This window comes from Acinetobacter sp. C15 (assembly GCF_013420645.1).
GTDB lineage: Bacteria > Pseudomonadota > Gammaproteobacteria > Pseudomonadales > Moraxellaceae > Acinetobacter > Acinetobacter indicus.
On record NZ_VOXR01000016.1, the window covers coordinates 61,297 to 67,847 of the forward strand.

The following is a 6,551-nucleotide window of genomic DNA, read 5'->3' on the forward strand; positions in this document are numbered from 1 at the left end:
ATTTTTATGCCTTGAAACTAAAGCAAACAGAGCCGGCAGTACAATGTGCAGAAACATCATTTCTGGCTTTTTGCTGGCGGTTTTGGTCAGTCCGATAAATTCATCGAAACTTTTTCTGGGCTGGGTTAAACTAATTGCGATATCAATATGATGTGGACCAAACCATGAGTGAAGACATTAGCTTAGAAGAGCGTAAAGTGATTTATCGTGCCCGTCGCGGTTTAAAGGAAATTGATGTCTACTTTGATCCTTATGTGAAAAACTATTATTTAACCGCTGATCCGGAAGAAAAAGCCACGTTTGCGGCGCTGGTTGAACAGGAAGATCCGGATTTACTGGACTGGTTTATGGAAGTGTCTGAACCGCCACGCCCGGAAATGCGCGAGCTGATCCGTAAATTAAAACACTATGTCCACGGCTAAGCGCGACTTTCAGCTGAAACCGAGCCGTCTGGCGCTGCTGTTTCAGCTGAGCCTGCTGATTCTATTTTCTGTTTTAAGTTTTCAATTATTACATCCGCTGCTTTGGCTGCTAGGTCTGCTCCTGGCGGCTGTCAGTTATTACGGGTTTCAGCGACGCTCCCAATTAACCGCCTTGGCGCATTTAGATGGGGCAGAGTGGAGTCTGCAGTTTAATTCTGGCTCCAAGATTCAACGCGGTCTGCTCGAGCATATTCTGGATCATCAGCTGTATCTGGTGCTGTATTTTCATCATGCACCGGTCAAATCTGCAGTCATCTGGCGTGACCAAGTTTCGTTTGCAGAGTGGAAAGCCTTAAAAACATTGGCAAAAACCATCTAATTGTCAGACAGTTGTATATTTTAATATAAAAATAAGATATTGATTTTAAATAAATTTATAAAGTCTATCATTTTATTTGTCCTACACAGTCACGTTAAATTGGCAAAAAATACCGATTGTTGGACAAAAGCCTCTTGTGTTTGAAAATTATCCAGATATATTAAAGACACCAACAGCAAACAGGGAAATCGCCAGGGTGATCGCCACGTGAATGTTTCTGGTCATCGCAATTGTGTTCAATTGTGGCTGGATGATGAGGAAGCTTGCTGAAGGAACGAATTGCACCAATAAAATGCCCGTAATTGGGTTCCAGTTAATAAGTAGCATGTGCTGAACCGTCGCAATGCTACTTTTTTTTGCCTAAAATTTGGCTTTCCTGCAAATTCAGTCAATTTTCTTGCCCGCTTTTCATGTCAAAGTACAGCTCTCAGATTAGAGTAAATGCTCTTTTATTCAGATAATGCATCTGATATGTTTGTTGCCATGGACATAAACACAATTATAGAGGACAGGAAAATGTCGCAAGTCCAAAAAATCTGCCAGGGTGTGGCGGTTATTGCATTCACAACAACACTTCTTTCCGGCTGTTCACAAGTGGTGAAAACCGGTGCCAATGTGGCTTTAGGTTTTACAGAAAAACATATTGTTCCTCCCATTCTGGCTATGGATGATGCCGAAATGGTCTGTAGCAGCGGCAATTCCTTGACCCCTGCAATTATGGCCACCAAAGATATGGGGGCAGACCCGACCCGGGTTGCGGTGCTGATGTATTCAGCCGCCGGTATCTGTGCGGAAAACCGTGCCCTAGATGCCGAGCTGCGTTATTTGCGTGCGTCAAAAGCCGGACAGGTCAGTGAAGCGCAAGATGCCCGGATTGAACAGAAACGCTGGGCGGCTATTGCGGCACAGCGCCAATATACCGGTTATCAGTTATTCCAGAATCGCTGGGAAAAGAAATACAGAAAACCACTGGGTGAAGGCTGCCCGAAAATGAACAGCGATATTGATCAGACCGTGTATTTGCTTGGCATGATCAGTGGTTTACAGGCCATGACCAATGATATTAACTCTGGCGGTGCGGTGCATGTGCCTAAAGATATTGCTGCCGTGGTCGAGCGTGGCATGACCTGTCTGAACAATGAAAAATTCTGGGGTGCACCACAAGCCACCCGTGCCGTGATCTGGACCTTGTTGCCAGGTGCGGGAGATGGTAAACCGGAGCCGTATCAGACCCTGAAACAGTCGATGCAAATTGGTGAGCAGAAAGGTGTGCGCCTGTCGCATGCCCTGTATGCAGTGGCCGCGCAGGCCAGCGGCGATGATGCCAAGATTCGTGATGCGCTAAAATCATTTGCGGCTGCACGCACCGAAGAAAAACCAATTAACCCGCAATTCAAGCTAATTGACAGCATGGCTGCCACCATGGTGCAGGGGATTTCAGACCGTTACTGGACTGAAAATACCGGGGTACGTACTGCCGATGATGGCATGAGCCGTTTCTGGGATGAGCAGGACAATGCGTCTGAACTGGATGATTTATTTGGTGAAGATACAACGGCCGTTCCAGATACGGAACTCAACAATCTGTAAATAGTCGCTACGAGGAGGACGCTTTATACTTAAAAGATTCAACAGGGACAACGACATGACACTTCATTTTTTCAGTAAGAAAATTATTTTTATTGCCGTGTTTATGTCGCTGGCGGCCTGTTTGCAGGTGTTTGCGGATCATTTTATTTATTGGCGTCCTGCTCTGTTACAAGAATTCTGGCGCTTGTGGACAGCGCATTGGGTGCATGTGGGCTGGGTGCATTATCTGCTGAATATTCTGGCCTTTGCCTGTTTGCCTTTTATTTTTCCGCGGGTCAAAACCTGGCATTTTGTCAGCCTGTTATTGCTGTTACCTCCGGCTATCAGTTTCAGTTTCTATTTCCTGTTTCCACATATTGAAGCCTATGCCGGCCTGTCTGGGGTGCTGCATGGAGCGTATATGGCAGTGGCGGTGGTGCATCTGCTTGATGCTCAAGAACGCCGGTTTGCCGCGCTGGTATTGCTGCTGATTCTGGCCAAACTGCTGTGGGAAAATACCTTTGGCAGTAAGGAAACGGCCGAGCTGATTGGCAGCCCGGTACTGGTCGAGGCGCATTTGCTGGGCGTGATCTGGGGTGCGGGATTGGCGATGGTCTACCTGATCTATACCTACAGCTTGAAAAAGTGATCCGGTTGACCATTTCCACCAAAAAGAAAATGAATATTGTCATTTTAAATGAATGTACTTTGATGCACATTCGAAAAGAATGACAACAAGATTTGAATAGCAGCAGGATGGCTGCTTGCTACAGGATGCGCGAAATACGGCCCTGTTGCCGTTTCCGAAAATAAAAAAACAGGAAAAAATATGTCAAATCAAGGACAACGCAGATCCGGACTGGATCTGCTCAGATATATATGGACAGAATGGATTTCTGCCTTTGTGATTCTGGTGTTGCTGCTGCTGACGCTGATCATTGGAACTGGTGAGATGATTCACGGCCAGCTGTTGCGTATGGGCGAACGTCTATACGGTGATCCTGCCACCGGTATGCAGTATTCATTCTTGCGCGCTGAACCAAGTGCCCCTGACTGTGACCGCAACCCGGATATTGACGGCCAGGTGCAGGCACAAATGAAAGCCAATGCGGCCGATGAATTTGCTGATATTTTTGGAACCCCGTCTGAATCGGATGTGCGTGCCTCAATTATGGCTGCGCAGCAGGTCTGTGAAGAAAAATATGTGTTTTATGATCAGGCTGTGCAGCATATGCAGGCGCATCCAAGTTTACGCACCTATCGCAGTGTAGAAACCACCTTCTTTGGCATCTTTAAATTTGGTACTGAAAACCGTGCCTTGCTGCTGGTGTTGATGGTGGTGTTTGCCGCGATTAGTGCCACTTTAAAAACCCATCATATTGGTTTGCGTGGGCCTGCCACACGAATTGATTATCGGATATATACCACCTGCATGACCGTGGCCAATGCCTTTCTGGCGTTCTCGGCCTATAGCCAGTATCGTTCGGTGCTGAATTCCGGGGTGCCGATGACCGGTGAAATGCAGATCATTTACTGGTTGTGGATGATCCTGTTTAGTGCGCTGACCCTCATCAGTTTATGGCAGTTTGTTCGTCCGCCTGCACCAACGCGAGAAGGCGGCAGTCTAGGTCTGGCTTTCCTGAGTGTACCGCTGTATGCCTATATGGCCATTATTACCGGTATTGCCTTTACCTTCTTCATGGATTATCCAATGGGGCAGGGGATTTACCTGGGCCAGCTGGTGGAATTCTCCAGCATCTTCCTGAATCTGGCGCTGTTTATCTGGGCCGGTATGCTGCTGAAACAGACCCGTGTGGTGGATAAATTCCTGAACATCATGCGGCCATGGAATCTGGCACCCGAAACCCTGACCTGGTTAATCCTGATTGGTGCGGCATTACCGACAGCCTATACCGGTGCCTCGGGGATTTTCGTGATCGCGGCCGGTGCCATCATTTATAAAGAAGTCTGGAATGCTGGCGGGCGCCGTCAGTTTGCCCTGGCAGCAACGGCTTTATCTGGTTCGATGGGGGTAGTCTTACGTCCATGTCTGCTGATTGTGGTTGTTGCCTCTTTAAACAAGGAAGTCACCACCGATGTGCTGTACCACTATGGCGTGTATGTATTCCTGCTGACTACAACAATTTTCCTGGTGGTATCGCTGTTCTTTGCTGAAAGTAAGTTCCGGATTGCTTCACCAGCTGTGGCTGCACCACGATCTTTACGTGCCATGGGTGCGGTGGTGCCGTATGTGATTATTTTCGTGCTGATCTGGATGTTCTACAAATATGCGCTGGACACCAACCTGAACGAATTTACCGCGCCGGTGATGATGCCTGTGATTCTGCTGTTAATTGTCCTGTTTGATAAATTGCGGCATGAACCGGCGCCAATTCCACCAGTAGGTCATTGGGATGAAAGCCTGACAGCAAAATATACCGATTCATCGCAACCGGCGCTGGCGACCGCCAGTGCAGTCAGTGGTGTGGAATACCGCGATGGCGTACATACTGCAACTGAGGATACTGGCATGTCGGCGGATCATAGCGTGGCGGTGTCCGAGCCGGAGCGTGAGGTTGGCTTCTGGAAGTCGATGCACATTTCCATTAGTGAAACCGTGGGGCATATTGGTGCACTGGTGATTTTGATGGCCTTATCGGTCAGTGTCGGCGGCTTCCTGGAACGGATTGAAATCATGGAAGCTTTCCCGACCGATATCAGTAGTACCTTTATTGTGATTAGCCTGATTGTGCTGGTGATGGTACTGGTCGGCATGATTATGGACCCGTTTGGTGCGGTCATCCTGATTTCTGCCACGGTGGCACCGGTAGCCTACCAGTATGGGATTGAACCGGTACATTTCTGGATGATTACCCTGATTGGCTTTGAAATGGGCTATATCACCCCGCCGGTCGCGCTGAACCACTTGCTGGCCAGGCAGTCGATTGGCGATGAAGAAGTGGCGGCGGCAGATGCCGAAGTGCGCCACAAATCCTTCTACTATCGTTTTGAGCGCTGGATTCTGCCGATTCTGGTGATGCTGCCAGCGATGCTGATCATTGCCTATGTACCATACTTCTTTAAACTGTTTGGCTGGTATCAGTAAGCCAGCCGTTCAACCGTGATGATGACCATACCCTGATCTTTTGCGAAAGGTCAGGGTATTTTTATGGCGCCTGTGTAGGACTGGCTTTTTTAAACAGCGGGCTGCACAGTAAAATCGCAATTAAAATCAGGCCAAAGCCGAGCAGGCTAGACAGATCTGGCAATTCCTGCCAGAACGAAAAGCCCCAGATGCCGGCAAAAATAATCGCAATATAATTTACCGGCCCAATCTGACCGGCAGGTGCCAGACTATAGGCCCGCGACATAAAAATCTGGCTGATATTGGCCAGCACCCCGGCACTGATCAGCAGGCCCAGTTCACTCCATTGATAGCTTCGCCATAGCCAGAACATTGGAATGACTGAAATCAGGGTGCCAATCAGGCAGAAATAAAACACAATCCGTTCTGGTGGTTCGGTTTGCGTCAGGGCGCGCACAGTGACAAAGGCCATTGCGGCCAGAAAACTGGCGCCCAGACCAATGATCGACAGATGATTGAACAGGCCGGCATCTGGTTTGGCCACACAGAGTACGCCCATTAGACCAAACAGGGCGGCGATCAGCATGGCTGCACTGACTTTTTCTTTCAGGAATAACCAGGCAATGAGCGGAATAAAGATCGGGGAAGAATAGGTAAACACCATCGCATTGGACAGTTTAAGCTGGGCAATGGCATAGAAAAAGCCATACATCGCCAGCAGACCGACCACACTACGCCAGGTATGCATCCACAGACGCCGGGTTTTAAAAAAGCCGAGGCCTTTATTGAACAGCAGCGGCAGAAAAATAAACAGGCCAATAAAATTACGGAAGAACACAATAGTGGCATTGTCGACCGTATGCGAGGCGTAGCGGATACACACGCCCATCAGCGAAAACAGAAAAGCAGAGAGGGTTAATAACTGCTAATTGAAATCTACTTATTTCTATATTATTATATACAAATGAATAGATATGTTAGTATTGGCGTTGCAGCTAAAACACTGGGTGTTTCCATCCAAACCCTAAGAAGATGGGATGAGGAAGGCACTTTAGTCGCAGATAGAACCCCAAAAAATCACAGACGTTACGATCTA

At 48.0% G+C, this 6,551-nt stretch carries 7 protein-coding genes and 1 pseudogene; 6 read left to right on the top strand and 2 right to left on the bottom strand.

Annotated elements, in window-relative coordinates; translation table 11 throughout:
• The first annotated feature begins 164 nt into the window (after positions 1 to 164).
• On the top strand, positions 165 to 422 hold the full coding sequence (locus FTT63_RS08340) for a succinate dehydrogenase assembly factor 2 (protein ID WP_005180238.1): 258 nt from the start codon (positions 165 to 167) through the stop codon (positions 420 to 422).
• Complete coding sequence (locus tag FTT63_RS08345; protein ID WP_005180237.1) at positions 409 to 801, top strand: hypothetical protein; 393 nt, start codon at positions 409 to 411, stop codon at positions 799 to 801. Before FTT63_RS08340 ends, FTT63_RS08345 begins: the two co-directional genes overlap by 14 nt.
• Before the next feature lie 147 nt (positions 802 to 948).
• Here FTT63_RS08345 and FTT63_RS08350 read toward each other — a convergent pair whose 3' ends face one another.
• Positions 949 to 1,128, bottom strand: a complete 180-nt coding sequence (locus FTT63_RS08350; RefSeq protein WP_127801044.1) for a hypothetical protein — start codon at positions 1,126 to 1,128, stop codon at positions 949 to 951.
• Positions 1,129 to 1,317: 189 nt separating this feature from the next.
• Between FTT63_RS08350 and FTT63_RS08355 the strand changes: the two genes are divergently transcribed.
• From FTT63_RS08355 to FTT63_RS15915, 3 genes are all read left to right on the top strand, one after another.
• The gene (locus tag FTT63_RS08355; protein ID WP_016658537.1) at positions 1,318 to 2,391 is read left to right on the top strand and encodes a hypothetical protein; all 1,074 of its coding nucleotides are present in this window, start codon (positions 1,318 to 1,320) and stop codon (positions 2,389 to 2,391) included.
• A gap of 55 nt (positions 2,392 to 2,446) precedes the next feature.
• Positions 2,447 to 3,019: a rhombosortase gene (gene rrtA, locus FTT63_RS08360; RefSeq protein ID WP_127799341.1), complete on the top strand. Its 573-nt coding sequence runs from the start codon at positions 2,447 to 2,449 to the stop codon at positions 3,017 to 3,019.
• Positions 3,020 to 4,033: 1,014 nt separating this feature from the next.
• The gene (locus FTT63_RS15915; RefSeq protein WP_373684728.1) at positions 4,034 to 5,476 is read left to right on the top strand and encodes a TRAP transporter large permease subunit; all 1,443 of its coding nucleotides are present in this window, start codon (positions 4,034 to 4,036) and stop codon (positions 5,474 to 5,476) included.
• 61 nt (positions 5,477 to 5,537) lie between these two features.
• Here FTT63_RS15915 and FTT63_RS08370 read toward each other — a convergent pair.
• Positions 5,538 to 6,374, bottom strand: a pseudogene (locus FTT63_RS08370) (DMT family transporter); the annotation flags it as partial.
• 45 nt (positions 6,375 to 6,419) lie between these two features.
• Here FTT63_RS08370 and FTT63_RS08375 point away from each other — a divergent pair.
• On the top strand, positions 6,420 to 6,551 hold a 132-nt coding region (locus FTT63_RS08375), incomplete at its 3' end, for a MerR family DNA-binding transcriptional regulator (RefSeq protein WP_180192167.1).

Excerpts from the sequence above, each read along its gene's own strand:
- FTT63_RS08345 (WP_005180237.1), top strand. The coding sequence starts at position 409 with ATGTCCACGGCTAAGCGCGACTTTCAGCTGAAACCGAGCCGTCTGGCG.
- FTT63_RS08340 (WP_005180238.1), top strand. The coding sequence starts at position 165 with ATGAGTGAAGACATTAGCTTAGAAGAGCGTAAAGTGATTTATCGTGCC.
- rrtA (WP_127799341.1), top strand. The coding sequence starts at position 2,447 with ATGACACTTCATTTTTTCAGTAAGAAAATTATTTTTATTGCCGTGTTT.
- FTT63_RS15915 (WP_373684728.1), top strand. The coding sequence starts at position 4,034 with ATGGCCATTATTACCGGTATTGCCTTTACCTTCTTCATGGATTATCCA.
- FTT63_RS08350 (WP_127801044.1), bottom strand. The coding sequence starts at position 1,128 with ATGCTACTTATTAACTGGAACCCAATTACGGGCATTTTATTGGTGCAA.
- FTT63_RS08355 (WP_016658537.1), top strand. The coding sequence starts at position 1,318 with ATGTCGCAAGTCCAAAAAATCTGCCAGGGTGTGGCGGTTATTGCATTC.